Source organism: Halococcus hamelinensis 100A6, from assembly GCF_000336675.1.
GTDB lineage: Archaea > Halobacteriota > Halobacteria > Halobacteriales > Halococcaceae > Halococcus > Halococcus hamelinensis.
Window position 1 is genome coordinate 142,816 of sequence record NZ_AOMB01000032.1, and the last position, 14,199, is coordinate 157,014.

A 14,199-nucleotide genomic window follows, 5' to 3' on the forward strand; every position below is an offset into this window, starting at 1 on the left:
GATTCCGCCCCGCTGGGACTACTGTTCGACCGTGCTAGCGAGCGCTCGCCGTCGCTCCCGCCGTTCGGTCAACGCGGCGTCACGGAGCCGTTCCTGCGCGGTCGTCGGGCAGCGGAGCTCCGGAACCGGGTCCGGACTCTCGTTCGCATCGAGCGCGATGAAGGTGAAGAACGAACTCGCCGTCTCGTTGTGCTCGTCCTTGCTGGGTCGTTCCGCCCGGACGTCGATCTTGACGTCCATGCTCGTCTTCCCGGTGTCGTAGACGTAGCCCTCGACCGTCACCACGTCACCCAGCTCTATCGGCGCGAGGAAGTCGACGTGGTCCATCGAGGCCGTCACCACCTGGCGATGGGAGAACCGCCGCGCCGCGATCGCCCCGCAGATGTCCATCCAGTGGAGTATCGAGCCGCCGAGCGCTCGACCGAGGTTGTTGGTGTCGTTCGGCATCAGGATCTCGCTCATCTCCGTATAGGACTCCTGTAGGGTCCTCGCGTCCGTCGAGTGGGACTCCGGCATGAGCCGCGTTGTCGGAAGGGGTACAAAACACTGTTCAATTTGTCCTAGCACAATCTGAGTTGTCTTAGCCGTCGTTTCGACCACCATCGACCACCCGCGAGTAGACGGCTGGCGAGTATTTCGAACACGTCCGTTCCGGATCGATACGACAAGCCCATCAGGCCTCTTCGAACCGTTGGCTCCTCAGCGCTGGTCGACGTGTCGGTGTTCGGGGATCGGTGTCGTGCGGCCGCTCGACGGCGAAACCACCACCGGCAACCCCTCGAACCCCTCCGACGACGAGAATCCCACGATGGCCGCGTCGGTGACCTCGCCGCCGCGAAGGTAGGGGACGAACCCCTCGGGGGCCTCGAAGGCGATCCGGTCGCCGACCGCGTAGGCCTGCGCCCACGGCGGGATCGACTCCCGCATGTCGACGTACCCCATCACGCCCGCGAGCGTCCGATACGTTTCCATGAGGACGAGTACTCCGGTCGAACCGAGGGACGGGAGACACTTAGCGCGTTCGCCGGGGAGGACAGCATCGTGTGAGGGACCAGAATGAGTATGTTCGATTTCCGAGCGGTGAAGACCGATCGTCCTCGAACCGGGATGGGGTCCATAGCCTGACCAAACGTTATAACGGGTCGGGACACAGTTCGGGTATGACGATCCTCGTCGCCTACGACGGGTCGGACCCGGCACAGCAGGCCGTCGAGTACGCGGTTCGAAACGGCGGCACCGAGGAGATCGTGCTCCTGCACGTCGTCGAGGTCCCCACGGGACTGATAGACGCGGGCATCGACTTCGTGCAGGAACAGCTCAAAGAGGAGCGGGGCTGTCTCTTATACACATCTCTGAGCGGGCTGGCANTCGTTCGCCGAGGAGCACGACATCGAGACGATCGTCGTCGGGAGCCACGGACGTGAGAGCGTCTCCCGGGTCCTGCTGGGGAGCGTCGCCGAGAACGTCGTTCGTCGGTCACCGACGACGGTCACCGTCGTCCGATAACCGTCGGGACCGCGCTCGTGGCGTCGGCGAGCCCGTATCACACAGGAAGCCGACGGCACGACGTGCGACAGTGTTCACCCATCGATCGGCGCTTCGGACTGCTGTTACCTACGTTCCTGCCACACTCCGGTCGAGGTTCGTTCCCTGAGCGGTGCGCGTGTCGTCGCGTAGCTGACGGTACGCATCGGTCAGAACGGCCATCAGATAGACGATCAGGACTGCCGTGAGAACGGCCGTCACGACCGACGAGACGGTCGAAGCCGCTGGCAGGACGAATCCGATGGCGAACGAGACGACCATGAAGAGCACCATCACGACGAGGTACAACCCGAAGAGCCGCCAGCGGTTTCCGGACGCGAGACTCCAGCTACGTCGGATACCGCCGATGAAGCTCTCGTCCTCGTCGGCGACGTAGATCACCGCGAACAGCAGACTCATCGTCAGGAACAATCCCGGGATCACCAACAAAACGAACCCGATCGACGTCAGAACACTGACGACGAGGCTGGCGGCGATCGAGTTGAGCGTCACCCAGCCCATCCGGCGGGTGTAGCTCTCACGGGTGATGTCCTGCCGGTCGGCGGCCATCACGCGGATGAGGACGATGGATATCACCTGGAAGACGAGAAGGATCACGACGAAGAGGACCCCGGCGATCGTCGCCGACACCGGCACCGACATCGGAACCGACGTCGAAGTCCCCGCCGCTCCGGGCGGCAGGTCGAGACTCGCGAGGAACACCTCGGTGAGCCGGTTCGTCGTTGCGAGAAGCGCTATCTGGACGACACCGAGCACGGCGGCGAACACGAGTCCGTCCTTCGTGAGCGTCTTCCTGATACCGGCATTGAGTGCACGTCCGATCTGAACGCCTGTATCTACGCGTCTCGCGTTGGATAACTAAAGCCTTTCCCTCACTCGGATAAATCAACCGATTCAGTACTGGGTCCGCATCGGAGCCGACGTTTCCGAGGGCCTTCCGGACGGACCACCGCTTCCGTCGGTCGTTCGACGGTCACCAACGCGTTTGCTTGCGGCAGCCACGGAATAGTTCGGGGACCAGCAGAGGGGTCAAACCAACTGATAATTAGTTGTAGACATCGTATATTGATAATACCACGGATCAACTTTACGTGACGAGAAGGTACAACCATTGCAGTTTTTATTGTGATCGAAGCGAGGATACATGTTTGAGAATACGTTTGGTAGATGGAAAAGCTCGTCTTGTTATACTCGTGATTCTACTCCTCTCCTTCAATACCGTCTCAGTCAAGATACGCACCGAGTCAAAGTATTGGAGAAATTCACAGTATATCCGAAGGTATATTAATATCAACAATTCGTGGTGCTCTTGGTTTTCTGTAACTCTCGAACGACCGGCTACTGTAAACCAGATTGACGAACTGTTCGCCCCCGCTGTACGTCGTCAGTGCGTGAAATCGAGTGCTGATCGAGTGGCCGCGGGACGAGGGATTCGAGAGTTACTATCAGTTATTAATGTCCGACGAGACACCACACCACTACCGTATCCGATCCTCGGATCCGCTTTCTCGGTCAGTCGACGTACGGGATACCGACGCCGTACCAGTCCGGCCCCTCGCCGACCCACTGGTGGCTGGTCGCCGGCCCGAGTTCGTCCTCGTGCCACTCGATCGGCTCCCAGTCGGGTTCGAAGTTGAGATAGCCAGGTCCCGCGAACAGCTCGATACAGAGCTCGCTCGCCGGGTCGCTGACGTAGAGGAAGTCCGCGCGCGTGATCGCGTGTTTTCCCGGTCCGGCTTCGGGTTCCATCCCGTACTCGGCGAGGATGTCGGCACACTCCCAGAGGTCCTCGCGCGAGTCGACGTGGTAGGAGACGTGATGGAGGTTCGGGTCGGTTCCGGTCGGGAGCCGATGGATGGCGATGTCGTGGGGGAGCGGCGTCACCGAGAGCCACCAGCCCCACAGCTCCCCGTCGCTCTCGCGATACTGCTCGTTGACGTTGAACCCGAGTTCCTCGGCGAGCCACGCGGCGTGTTCGGCCGAAACCCCGTCCTGTACGTGACAGTGGTCGATGCGCCGCGGCGCGATCCGGTTGGCGGTCGCCTCACTGTAGTTCCGGTTCCGGAGCTTCGAGCGGAGCTCCTTCGGGGCCTTCGGCTTCTCGACGTCGTAGTAGAACTCGTACTCGTGGCCGAAGCGCTCGACGCGGACCGCCGACCCCTGCCCCCGCTCGTCGCCCGCCGCCACCCGTCGCACGTCGGCCCCGTTGACCTCGAACTGCTCGGCGAGCTCACCGACCGCCTCGGGCGTGGTGGTTCGGAACGCGATGTGGTCGATGCCCGTCCGCCCGGACTCGGTGACGCTCAGGGTGTGGTGTTCCCAGTCGCGCATCCCGCGGAGGTACGCCGTGCCGCCGACCCGCTCGGTGAGTTTGAACCCCATTACCTCCTCGAAGAACCAGAGTGATTCGTCGAGGTCCGGGGTGTGGACCGCGATGTGGCCGAGTTTGGCGACCTTCGAGTCGTAGGACGTCATCGGTGGGCCCCCCTCGCGTGCCGAACCCGTTCGTTCGAACGAGGGGACCGCTGGGCGAAAATGTCGCTATCCGAAACGTCCGCTTTCGGAACCATGCGGCTCGATACTCCCCACCATTATTAAACACTATCGTTCATTCTCGATCCCGTGCTTTCGCCCGGCGGACCGGGGATCAGTCAATGAGGTCGTGGAGGTTGCCGGCGAAGATGGCGTCGCGGGTCGGCTCGTCGACGTCCATCGACTCGACGGCGTCGATCGAGACCTCGATCGTCCGTCGACCCCGCTCGGGACTGAAGGGGTAATCGGTACCGAAGACGACGTTCCCCGAACCGAAGAACGAATTCGCACAGTCGAGCGCCGATACCGACCCGGAGACGGCGGTGTCGGCGTAGAACCGCTTGAAGTACTCCTCGGCGGGCTTTTCGAGGTCGGCGGCGTGCTCGTGGAAGCCCGGGTAGTTCTCGGGGTAGGCCTTTCGCTGCTCGTGGAACATCGCGATCCGGTCGCCGTAGAACGGCACCATCCCGCCGCCGTGATGCGAGACGAGTTGCAGGTCAGGGTACTCCTCCATCACGCCGCCGAAGACGAGGCGCGAGAGCGCGAGCGTGGTGTCGAACGGCCAGCCGAACAGCCGGTGTTCCATGTACTCGTCGGCCCAGTCGTACCACTCCCAGAGCTGGGGATGCATCCAGAGCGGCGTGTCGGTCGCCTCGGCGCGTTCGTAGAGCGGCCAGAACGCCTCGTCGTCGATCGGCCGCCCGTCGACGTTCGAGAATATCTGTGCGCCCGCCATGTCGAGGTCCTCGACACACCGCTCGAACTCCTCGACGAACTCCTCACCGGGTCGCGGGATGGTGGCGACCGGAACGAACAGGTCGGGATGCTCGTCGGCGAGCCGGCGGATCTCGTCGTTCGCGAAGCGGGTCAGTTCGAGCGCGAGCTCCGGGTCCATCCCCTGGAACAGCGTCGGCAGCGCGAGCGTGATGACCTGTTTGTCGACGCCGTAGTCCGCCATGTCCTCGACCCGCCGGTCGATCTCCCAGAGGAAGGCCGGGGTTCCCGACAGCCCCTGAAAACCGAACTCCTCGGTCAGCGCCTCGTGGAACTCCTGGGTGAGGATGTGGGTGTAGCCGTCGATGATCTCGGGCATGTCCCCGAGTACAGCCATCGGCGAAATAGGTCTTCGGTTCCCACCGGTCAGCGCTTCGTTCGGTCTCCCGACGATTCCGGGGGAATTATACGGATCTCCACCCTCGCTCGGGCATGGACGTGATCCACAGCGCGGTCTGGGTTTCGGACATCGACGAAACGCTCGCGTTCTACACCGACGCCCTCGACCTCGAGCGGACGCGCGAGTTCGAGAGCGGCGAGGGGGCCCGAAACGTCTTCGTCGCCGGCGAGGGCGACACCGAGATCCAGTTCAAGCACCTCCCCGACCGGGAACCACCGGAGCCCGCGGGCTACGACCACGTCGCCATCGCGGTCGACGACACCGATGCAACGGTCGAACGCCTCGTCGAGGAGACCGACTGTACGCTGAACCGCGGCCCGCTGGACTCCGAGGGCGCGAACGCGCGCGTCGCGTTCATCGAGGACCCCGACGGCTACGGCATCGAACTGGTCGAGGAGTTCGACTGATCGTTTCCGCGGGAGAAACAACGGTGTCCTTTTTTCCCGAAGCGAGCTTCAGTCGTCGTCGGCCGTCGCGTCTCGCCCGTCCGCGAGCTGTGAGGCCACGTCGGTGATGAGGTCTTCCTGCCCGCCGACGACCTCCATCTCGCCGAGTCGGGTCAGAATGGCCCGCGGGTCGACGTCGTATCGCTCGCCCGCGCGGCGGGTGTGCCGGAGGAACGACGAGTAGACGCCGGCGTAGCCCAACATCAGCGAGTCGTTGTCGAGCGTCGGCATCGTGTCCTCGGTCAGCATCGGCATCAGTACCTCCTCGGCGGCGTCCATCACGCCGAAGAACTCCGGACCGACGTCGTAGCCGGCCTTTTCGAGCACCCCGACGAGCACCTCGATCTGGGCGTTGCCCGACCCCGCGCCGAGCCCCCGAAGACAGCCGTCGACGGTGCTCGCGCCGGCGTCGAGCGCCGCGAGCGTGTTGCCGATGCCGAGTCCGAGGTTGTTGTGGGCGTGAAAGCCCACGTCGATCGAGAGTTCGTCGCTCAGCAGCCCCACCCGGTCCCGGACGTCGGAGGGCAGCATCGCCCCCGCGGAGTCCATGATGTAGACCGCGTCGGCACCGTACTCCTCCATGAGTTCTGCCTGCTCCAGCACGGTCTCGGGCGGAGCCATGTGACCGAGCATCAACACCCCGTCGGCCTCGAGCCCGCGGTCGGTGACGTACTCGAAGTGCTCCTCCGAGACGTCCGCCTCGGTGACGTGCGTCGCGAGCCGGCAGATGTCGGCCCCCTTCTCGGCGGCGAGGTCGAGCTCCTCGACGGTGCCGATCCCGGGGAGGAGCAGCACCGAGAGCTGTGTGTCGGTGAGTTCGGGTGCGACCGCGTCGAGGTACTCGCCGGTGCTCGCCGCCGAAAAGCCGTAGTTGATCGACGAGCCGCCCATGCCGTCGCCGTGTGAGACCTCGACGACGTCCATCTCGGCGTCGTCGAGCGCGCTCGCGATGTCGGTCATCTGTTGCGGCGTGAACTGGTGGTCGACGGCGTGCATCCCGTCGCGCAGCGTCATGTCGACCACCCTCGGGCTCTCAGTCATCGAGCCCACCCCCGATGGCTCCGGTTTCCATGTACTGTGTCGCGATGCGCTCGCCGGCACCCAGCGCCGCGCTGGTCATGATGTCGAGGTTCCCCGCGTAAGGTGGGAGATGCTGCCCTTCGCCCTCGACTTCGAGCATCGTGGTGAGGATGGCCGAGTCGCCGAGGTCGAACGCGACGTCGGACTGGGATTTTCGTTCGGGTTCGAGCGTCACCTCGTAGCCGGGCACGTAGGACTGGATCGCGGACTCGATATCCCGAACCGACTCCCGGACTTCCTCGACGTCGGTCGATTCGTGGACCTTCGTGTAGACGGTGTTGCGCATCATGATCGGGGGTTCGGCCGGGTTGAGCGTGATGATCGCCTTGCCTTCGTCGGCTCCCCCGACCGCTTCGAGCCCGGCCGAGGTGGTCTGGGTGAACGAGTCGATGTTCTTCCTGGTTCCCGGCCCCGCGCTCTTCGAGGCGATGTGGGAGATCATCTCGGCGTACTCGACGTTCGCGACCCGGTTCACGGCGTCGACGATCGGGATCGTGGCCTGGCCGCCACAGGTCACCATGTTGATGTTCCGCGTCCCGCCGACCACGTCGTCGAGGTTCACGACCGGGACGGTGTAGGGACCGACCGCCGCGGGCGTGAGGTCGATGGCGAACAGCCCGAGGTCGTCGTAGACCGGCGCGTTATCGGTGTGGACGTGCGAACTCGTCGCCTCGAAGACGATGTCGAACTCGTCGGCGTGTTCTTCGATGCTCTCGATGCCGTCGGTGCCGACGTCGATACCCTCCTCGACGGCGGCCTGGAGCCCGTCGGACTCCTCGACCGGGAAGACCCCGACCATCCGCTGGAGGTCGATCGCCTCGCCCCGGTCGAGGATCTTGTACATGAGGTCGGTCCCGATGTTCCCGGGGCCGACGATAGCTGCATCTACTGCCATGTGGGACGCAGTACCCGGCTGAGCCATATAGTTCTGCTGGTGGGACGAAAACCGACCTCCGGAAATCGAGGGAAGCCGGGGAACGGTCCCGGTTCAGAACGGGTAGTTCCGGGCTTCGCGCTGGACGGAGGTCCACTTCACCTCGGTGAGTTCGTCGATGATCCACTGGCCGTTGTACCGGCCCGTCCCGGAGCCCTTCATCCCGCCGAACGGCATGTGGGGTTCGACGTGGATCGGCTGGTCGTTGACGTGCATCATCCCGACGTCGATCCGGTCGGCGACGTCGCGGGCGTGGCCCCGGTCGGCCGAGTGAACGGAGCCGGCGAGACCGTAGTCGGTGCCGTTGGCGAGTTCGACCGCCTCGTCGTCGTCCGAGAAGGGGATCACGGGCACGATGGGCCCGAAGTGTTCGTTGCAGGCGGCGGCCATGTCGTTGGTCATCCCCGTCAGAACCGTCGGCTCGACGAACAACCCGTCACGCTCCCCGCCGGTGAGGACCTCGGCACCCTGCTCGACACTCTCCTCGACGTAGCCCATCATCCGCTCGACCTGGGACTCGTTGATGATCGGCCCGATGACCACGTCGTCGTCGGTCGGGTCCCCGATCTCGAGTTCCGAGGCGCGCTCGGCCAGCCGGTCGGCGTACTCCTCGGCCAGCGACTCGTGGACCAGGTGGCGGTTGATCGAGATGCAGACCTGGCCCTGATTCCAGAAGCTCCCGAAGACGCCCGCGTCGACGGCCTGGTCGAGGTCGGCGTCCTCCAGTACCACGTGGGGGTTGTTGCCGCCGAGTTCGAGCGCCGGCAGCGCGAAGTGCTCGACGGCGTTCTTCCCGACCTTCCGGCCGGCGTTGGTCGACCCGGTGAACGCCACCACGTCGCTCCCGGGATGGGAGGCGGTGCGGTCGCCGGCCGTCTCCCCGTCGCCGGTGACGACGTTGAGCACGCCGTCCGGGAGGCCGGCCATCTCGAACAGCCGGGCGAGGAGCAGCCCGCCCGCGATGGGGGTATCCTCGGCCGGTTTCAGGACGACGCTGTTGCCGAGCGCGATTGCGGGCGCGACCACGCGAAAGGAGAGCTTCATCGGGACGTTCCACGGCGTGATGACGCCGACGACGCCCGCGGGCCGACGGAGCACCATGTTCTCCTTGCCGGGGACGTTCGACTCGTTGTGTTCGCCGCCGGCCCGGAGCGGATAGGAAGCGACGTCGTGGAGGAGCCCCACCGTGCCGCCGAACTCGATGTCCTGTTTGGGCTTCGGGCTCCCACCCTCGACGGCCATGATCTCCCGGATCTCCTCCTCGTTGTCTTCGAGCAGCCCCGCGACGCGCCGGACGGCCCCGCCTCTCGTCCCCGGTGTCTCGGCCGCCCAGTCGGCCTGGGCTTCCATCGCGGCCTCGTAGGCGTCGTCGACGTCCTCGGCCGTCCCCGCGGGCACCTCCGTGAGTTCCTCCCCGGTCGCTGGGTTCTCCACAGCGATACGGTCCCGGTCCGCGACCGAGCGCCACTCCCCGTCGACGAAGATGGCGTTCCAGTCGTCGTCGATCGAGAGTCCGGCTTCGGTGTCCGTCGATATCGGTTGGCTCATTGGCTTCGTACGCAGTTCTCGCCCGCCGCGTATAGAAATGTCGGTCAGTCCGATCGACGGAACTCACGCGAGCGATACGGTTAAGTAGCGCCTCTCTCCAGCCATGATATGGCTCTCAGTCAGTCCGAGGTCGACGACCTCGTGGACGAACTCCACGAAGCCTACGAGACGAAGACCGCGATCGAGCCGGTGAGCGACGACACCGAGTTCACGACCGAGGAGGCCTACACGGTCCAATCGCGGGTCTTCGACCGGATCCACGACGAGGACAACCGACGGGTCGGCCACAAACTCGGGCTCGTCAGCGAGGCCAAACAGGAACAGCTCGGGATCCCCGAGCCCATCTTCGCCCCGGTCATCGAGGAGATGGTGCTCGACGGGAACGTGATCCCGACCGAGGAGCTGATCGCCCCCCGGATCGAGGCCGAGATCGGGCTCATCATCGACGAGGACGTCCCCGCACCCGTGACGACCGCCGACGTGCTCTCGGCGACGCGTGCCGTCGTGCCCGTCGCGGAGGTCCTCGAAAGCCGCTATCAGGGCTGGACGATCCCCTCGGCCCAGGACGTCATCGCGGACCTCACGTCGGCGGGCTACGTCATCGTCGGCGAGTCGTTGCTCGACGTCACCGACGTCGACCTCCCGATGGAGAGCGTCGTGGTTTCGGTCGACGGCGAGATCGAGGAGACCGGCGTCGGCGCGGACATCATGGGCCACCCCGCACGCGCCGTCTCGTGGCTCGGAAACCGGCTCGAAGACCGGGACGACGGGCTGTCGGCCGGCGACCTCGTGATGACCGGCGGCATCACCGCGGCGATCGACGTCGAACCGGGCGACGTCTACCACATCAAGTTCGGCTCGATCGGCTCGATAGAAGTCCGCGCCGAGTAATCCTCCCTCTTCCGGCCGAGCGCGCGAACGGCGTTTTGCCATTGAAAACAGCGTTCCGGTCGGGAGGCGTGGTCATTGGTATTTGAGCGCGAGCGAGAGTTCGTTCGCGGTGCTCTCGACCTCCCGGGTTATCTCCTCGTCGAACACCTCGTCGCCGAGGCGCTGTGTCGGTGCCGAGATGCTGATCGCCCCGAGCACCTCGTCGTCGAGCCGGATCGGTGCCGCGATACACGCAAGCCCCTCGGTGCGTTCCTCGTGGTCGATCGCGTAGCCCCGGTCGCGGGTCCGTTCGAGTTCGTCGAACAGCTCCGATTCGTCCGTGATGGTCCGTTCGGTCGCCTTCGGCAGCCCCCATCGGTCGACGATCCCCTCGACTCGCTCCCGAGGGAGGGATGCGAGGATGGCCTTCCCGACGGCGGTGTAGTGGAGGTGGATCCGGTAGCCGACGTAGGTATCGAGGTCGACCGCGTACTCCCCCTGGGCCTGGTAGAGGTAGACCCCCATTCCGTCTTCCTCGGTGATCACGTTGACGAGCATTCCGGTGTCGGTCGCCAGCTGGTTCGCCCGCACCCGTCCTGCCTGATAGAGCGCGTTCCCGTTGCGGACGTGCCCGCCGAGCGTGAGAAACCACAGACTCAGTCGATACTCGTTGCCCTCCTTGACGACGAACCCCTGCTCGCGAAGCGTGCTCAGGTGGTTGTGAACCGTCCCCTTCGTCATCCCACGATAGCCCTCGAGGTCGAGGATCCGTGCGCCGTCCAGCTCCCGAAGGCGCTTGACGAGCGCGAGGGACTTCTCGGTCGTCCGCACCGGGTGATTCGCCTTCTTCGACATTGCCCCCCCTACGACCGCGGTCGGTATATGCTTTGTTTTCCCTTTGAAAATCACGACCCGTCGATGCGAGCGGTGACCGAGCCGATCGACGCGAACTCGGCGGTGACCACGTCGCCGGGCCCGAGGTCGACGGCGGGCGTGAACGAGCCGCTGAGAACGAGCTGGCCCGCGTCGAGCCGTTCGTCCACCTCGTCGAGGCGGTTCGCGAGCCACGCCACCGAGCGCGCGGGGTGGTCGAGCACGGCCGCCCCGACGCCGCTGTCTTCGAGCGTGCCGTTCCGATAGAGCTTCACGCCTTCGAGCGAGAGGTCGGTGCCCGCGGGCGAACTCGTGGTCTCCCCCGTGAGGTACAGCGCCGACGAGGCGTTGTCGGCGATGGTATCCTCGATCCCGATCTCCCAGTCCCGGACCCGACTGTCGATGATCTCGAGCACCGGGAGGACGGCGCTGGTCGCCTCCAGCACGTCGAGATACGTCACCGGCGGGGTCAGCGAATCGTCCATCAGGAAGCCGATCTCCGGTTCGACCCGCGGTTCGATGAGTTGGTCCGCCGGGATCCGCCGCCCCTCGACGAACATCGTATCGAGCAACCGACCGAAGTCGGGGGTGTCGACACCGAGTTGGTTCTGGATCCCCTCGCTCGTCAGCCCGACCTTGTGACCGACGACCGTCGCGCCGTCGTCGACTCGACGTTCGACGAGCCGCGATTGGATCGCGTACGCGTCTTCGGCCGTCAGGTCGTGGTTCGCCGTGAGGGGGTCGATCGGTTCCCCGTCCCGGTGGGCGGCGTACAACGCCTCCGCGAGTTCGTCCACCGTCTCCCTGTCGAGTGCCATCACCCGTCGGTATCGGTCCGCGAATGAAATACGTTCGTATTCCACACGGTCTTCCTTTTCGGACGTGCACGACGTGTTGGTTCCGGACAGCATGCTCGTCACAAACTCCGTTTTCAAAAACAAAACACGGCCACCCCTCGTCGATACCAATCCTGCGTCTCGATAACAGTCCCGTGTCCGCCGTACCTCACTGCGGTCGACCGCCGCCGTCTCCGATCATATCGGATGAACTCTCGTCATTCGTTCACAGCGGATCGTCGTTGTTCGGGACGGAGTGAATCCGGATGTCCCGAGGGGCCGAAAGCGTGCGCCGGTCAGATGGTCGTGATGCGTTCGTGGCTCTCGTCGAGGCCGGCGGCGTCCTCGGGGAGCAGGGCGACGACGAGGTACTCGGCGTAGTCGCTGAAGTACTCGACGAGCGCGGCGATCCGGTCCGAGTCGAGCGCTTCGAGCGAATCCAGCACGATGAACGGGAGCTTCTCGTGGAGTTCGTGGACCAGATAACCCGCGAGCGCGAACACCAGTCCCGTGACTTCGCGTTCGCTCTCGGAGAGGTGGTCGATCGTGTCCTCGTAGGTTCGCCCGTCGTCGGTGCTCCGGACCACGTGGAGGTCGAAGACGCTTCGCTGGACTTTGCGCCGGCCCTCCCGCACGGTCCGCTCGGTTCGTTCGATCCAGATCCGGTCGATGTTCGCGTACTCGAGGATCCCGAGGATCGTCTCCATGTGGTCGTTGAACTCCTCGACGGCTTCGGATTCGAGCTGTTCGATCCGGGTTCGGAGGTCGGCGAGCTCGTCTTGGAGGTCGGCACGCTCCCGTTTGAGGTCCTCGCGCTCGTCGAGCCGCTCCTCGACCGACTGGACCTCCTCGTCGACGTCCTCCAGGTCGTTTTCGAGCCGTCCGAGCTCGAATTCGAGCTGGTTCGCCTCCTTGTGGAGGTCGAGCAGTTCGCTGTGGTCCTGGTCTTCGAGCTCGTCGACGTCGGTTTCGAGCTCCCCGATCTCGTCTTCGAGCCGGTCGCGTTCGCTCGTCAGCTCGTCGACCGTCTCCTCGCGCTCGTCGATCTCGCGGTCGATGTCGTCGAGCTTGCGCTGGAGGCGCTCGTGCTGGTCGCGCTCGTTGCGGAGCGCATCGCGCTGTGAAGTCAACTCGTCGAGTTCGCTACTGAGTTCGTTGCGTTCGTGGGCCCTCTCCTCGCGAAGCGAACGGAGGCTTTCGAGGGTCTCGTCGATCGCCTCTCGGTCGACCTCGCTGCCGCAGGTCCAACAGACGGTCGTCTCGTCGGCCGTCTCGTCAGCGAGCAGCTGGTCGGTGAGTGCACCGTCCTCGTCCCCGTCCCCGTTCGCGGTGGTCCGCGGGGCGGTCTCCTGTAGCGCGTTCTGTAGCTCCGGGTTGTCGCCGTCGAGCATCTGCTCGTTGAACTGGAGGACCCGCTGCAGCTGGGAGATCGTGGATTCGAGCGACTGCTTGTGGTCCCGGAGCCGCTCGATCTCCGAATCGAGTTCGGAGATATCCCCGGCCGGCGTCCCCGAGAGGTCAGCTACCTCGGTTTCGAGGTCGTCGCGCTCGTCTTCGAGCGCCTGGATGCTCTCGCGCTGTGTGTCGAGTCGATAGCGGACGTTGTCGAGTTCCGAGCGGGTCGACTGGAGGTCGTCGAGCGCGTTCTCGAAGGCGGACTTCTGCTCGCGCGTGTCGTCGACGGTGCTGTCGGCGTTCTCGATCTCGGTGTTCTTCGCTTCGAGTTCCGTTCGCTTGTCCTCGATCTGGTCTTCGAGCCGTGTGCGCCGTTGTTCGAGCTCCGGAAGTCGGTCGTCGAGCGAATCCAGCCTGTCGAGCCGGTCGTCGAGGTCGCGTTTGCGGGTTTCGAGCCGCGTGATCTCGGCCTGGATGGCGTCGGTGTCGACCGGACGCATGATCACTTCACGGAGGTCGTCGCCGCGTGCGACCGCTCGACGCGCCTCGTTGTTTTCGAGGAGGAAGGCGAAGAGGTCGGCCCCCTCGGGGTCATCGAGGTACGGCTCCCCACCCATCACGACCGTCCCCCCCTCGCGTTCGAGCGCCCGTCGATACACGTTCTCCCCGAGCGTGAGTTCGACGTGTCCTTCGTCCGAGTCCCCCTTCAGCGAAGCGTGTTCGCTCCCGAGGGCAGCCATTATCGCCTGCAGGAACGAGGTCCGATTGGTCGCGTTCCGCCCCGTGAGGACGGTCACACCGGGGGAGAACGAGACCTCCGTCTCGGAGATCCCCCCGATGTTGCTCGCCGCTATCTCGGCGGGGTGTTCTGCAACGCTTGTCTGACTCATGTTATGACACTCAACGGAACCCCGATACTAAAGCATTGTCATCCGGAATGGCCGAGATACACATCGACACCGTGTC

Annotated in this window: 13 protein-coding genes and 1 pseudogene; 3 read left to right on the forward strand and 11 right to left on the reverse strand. The window is 64.7% G+C overall.

Annotated features, from left to right (window positions below; translation table 11 throughout):
• Positions 1-18 precede the first annotated feature (18 nt).
• Complete coding sequence (locus C447_RS11235) at positions 19-516, reverse strand: acyl-CoA thioesterase (RefSeq protein WP_007693952.1); 498 nt, start codon at positions 514-516, stop codon at positions 19-21.
• Positions 517-699: 183 nt separating this feature from the next.
• Positions 700-972: a hypothetical protein gene (locus C447_RS11240; protein WP_007693954.1), complete on the reverse strand. Its 273-nt coding sequence runs from the start codon at positions 970-972 to the stop codon at positions 700-702.
• A 188-nt stretch (positions 973-1,160) separates the two neighbouring features.
• Here C447_RS11240 and C447_RS11245 point away from each other — a divergent pair.
• Positions 1,161-1,506, forward strand: a pseudogene (locus C447_RS11245) (universal stress protein).
• A 108-nt stretch (positions 1,507-1,614) separates the two neighbouring features.
• On the opposite strand, the gene C447_RS11250 reads toward C447_RS11245, so the two are convergent.
• The 3 genes from C447_RS11250 to C447_RS11260 all read right to left on the reverse strand — a co-directional run bounded on the left by C447_RS11250 (position 1,615) and on the right by C447_RS11260 (position 5,170).
• Positions 1,615-2,313, reverse strand: a complete 699-nt coding sequence (locus C447_RS11250; protein WP_007693957.1) for a hypothetical protein — start codon at positions 2,311-2,313, stop codon at positions 1,615-1,617.
• A 744-nt stretch (positions 2,314-3,057) separates the two neighbouring features.
• On the reverse strand, positions 3,058-4,020 hold the full coding sequence (locus C447_RS11255; protein ID WP_007693959.1) for a VOC family protein: 963 nt from the start codon (positions 4,018-4,020) through the stop codon (positions 3,058-3,060).
• Positions 4,021-4,192: 172 nt separating this feature from the next.
• On the reverse strand, positions 4,193-5,170 hold the full coding sequence (locus C447_RS11260) for an amidohydrolase family protein (protein WP_007693960.1): 978 nt from the start codon (positions 5,168-5,170) through the stop codon (positions 4,193-4,195).
• Between the two features lie 113 nt (positions 5,171-5,283).
• On the opposite strand from C447_RS11260, the gene C447_RS11265 reads away from it, so the two are divergent.
• Positions 5,284-5,658, forward strand: a complete 375-nt coding sequence (locus C447_RS11265) for a VOC family protein (protein ID WP_007693961.1) — start codon at positions 5,284-5,286, stop codon at positions 5,656-5,658.
• 48 nt (positions 5,659-5,706) lie between these two features.
• Here the strand turns inward: C447_RS11265 and dmpG are convergent, their stop codons facing one another.
• From dmpG to C447_RS11280, 3 genes are all read right to left on the reverse strand, one after another.
• Positions 5,707-6,738, reverse strand: a complete 1,032-nt coding sequence (dmpG, locus tag C447_RS11270) for a 4-hydroxy-2-oxovalerate aldolase (protein WP_029601998.1) — start codon at positions 6,736-6,738, stop codon at positions 5,707-5,709.
• Positions 6,731-7,672, reverse strand: coding sequence for an acetaldehyde dehydrogenase (acetylating) (locus tag C447_RS11275; RefSeq protein ID WP_079255081.1), 942 nt, complete (start codon positions 7,670-7,672; stop codon positions 6,731-6,733). The genes dmpG and C447_RS11275 overlap by 8 nt, the downstream gene beginning before the upstream one ends.
• A 93-nt stretch (positions 7,673-7,765) precedes the next feature.
• Positions 7,766-9,259, reverse strand: a complete 1,494-nt coding sequence (locus C447_RS11280; protein ID WP_007693968.1) for an aldehyde dehydrogenase family protein — start codon at positions 9,257-9,259, stop codon at positions 7,766-7,768.
• A gap of 108 nt (positions 9,260-9,367) precedes the next feature.
• Between C447_RS11280 and C447_RS11285 the strand changes: the two genes are divergently transcribed.
• Entirely contained in the window at positions 9,368-10,150 is a 783-nt protein-coding gene (locus C447_RS11285) for a 2-keto-4-pentenoate hydratase (RefSeq protein ID WP_007693969.1), read from the forward strand.
• 72 nt (positions 10,151-10,222) lie between these two features.
• On the opposite strand, the gene C447_RS11290 is transcribed toward C447_RS11285, so the two are convergent.
• The 3 genes from C447_RS11290 to C447_RS11300 form a co-directional block, all read right to left on the reverse strand.
• The gene (locus C447_RS11290) at positions 10,223-10,984 is read right to left on the reverse strand and encodes an IclR family transcriptional regulator (protein WP_007693971.1); all 762 of its coding nucleotides are present in this window, start codon (positions 10,982-10,984) and stop codon (positions 10,223-10,225) included.
• Between the two features lie 50 nt (positions 10,985-11,034).
• Positions 11,035-11,820: a 2-keto-4-pentenoate hydratase gene (locus tag C447_RS11295; RefSeq protein WP_007693973.1), complete on the reverse strand. Its 786-nt coding sequence runs from the start codon at positions 11,818-11,820 to the stop codon at positions 11,035-11,037.
• A 314-nt stretch (positions 11,821-12,134) separates the two neighbouring features.
• Positions 12,135-14,123, reverse strand: coding sequence for an archaea-specific SMC-related protein (locus tag C447_RS11300; protein ID WP_007693975.1), 1,989 nt, complete (start codon positions 14,121-14,123; stop codon positions 12,135-12,137).
• Positions 14,124-14,199 lie beyond the last annotated feature (76 nt).

Excerpts from the sequence above, each read along its gene's own strand:
- C447_RS11235 (WP_007693952.1), bottom strand. The coding sequence starts at position 516 with ATGCCGGAGTCCCACTCGACGGACGCGAGGACCCTACAGGAGTCCTAT.
- C447_RS11240 (WP_007693954.1), bottom strand. The coding sequence starts at position 972 with ATGGAAACGTATCGGACGCTCGCGGGCGTGATGGGGTACGTCGACATG.
- C447_RS11255 (WP_007693959.1), bottom strand. The coding sequence starts at position 4,020 with ATGACGTCCTACGACTCGAAGGTCGCCAAACTCGGCCACATCGCGGTC.
- C447_RS11260 (WP_007693960.1), bottom strand. The coding sequence starts at position 5,170 with ATGCCCGAGATCATCGACGGCTACACCCACATCCTCACCCAGGAGTTC.
- C447_RS11265 (WP_007693961.1), top strand. The coding sequence starts at position 5,284 with ATGGACGTGATCCACAGCGCGGTCTGGGTTTCGGACATCGACGAAACG.
- dmpG (WP_029601998.1), bottom strand. The coding sequence starts at position 6,738 with ATGACTGAGAGCCCGAGGGTGGTCGACATGACGCTGCGCGACGGGATG.
- C447_RS11275 (WP_079255081.1), bottom strand. The coding sequence starts at position 7,672 with ATGGCAGTAGATGCAGCTATCGTCGGCCCCGGGAACATCGGGACCGAC.
- C447_RS11280 (WP_007693968.1), bottom strand. The coding sequence starts at position 9,259 with ATGAGCCAACCGATATCGACGGACACCGAAGCCGGACTCTCGATCGAC.
- C447_RS11285 (WP_007693969.1), top strand. The coding sequence starts at position 9,368 with ATGGCTCTCAGTCAGTCCGAGGTCGACGACCTCGTGGACGAACTCCAC.
- C447_RS11290 (WP_007693971.1), bottom strand. The coding sequence starts at position 10,984 with ATGTCGAAGAAGGCGAATCACCCGGTGCGGACGACCGAGAAGTCCCTC.
- C447_RS11295 (WP_007693973.1), bottom strand. The coding sequence starts at position 11,820 with ATGGCACTCGACAGGGAGACGGTGGACGAACTCGCGGAGGCGTTGTAC.
- C447_RS11300 (WP_007693975.1), bottom strand. The coding sequence starts at position 14,123 with ATGAGTCAGACAAGCGTTGCAGAACACCCCGCCGAGATAGCGGCGAGC.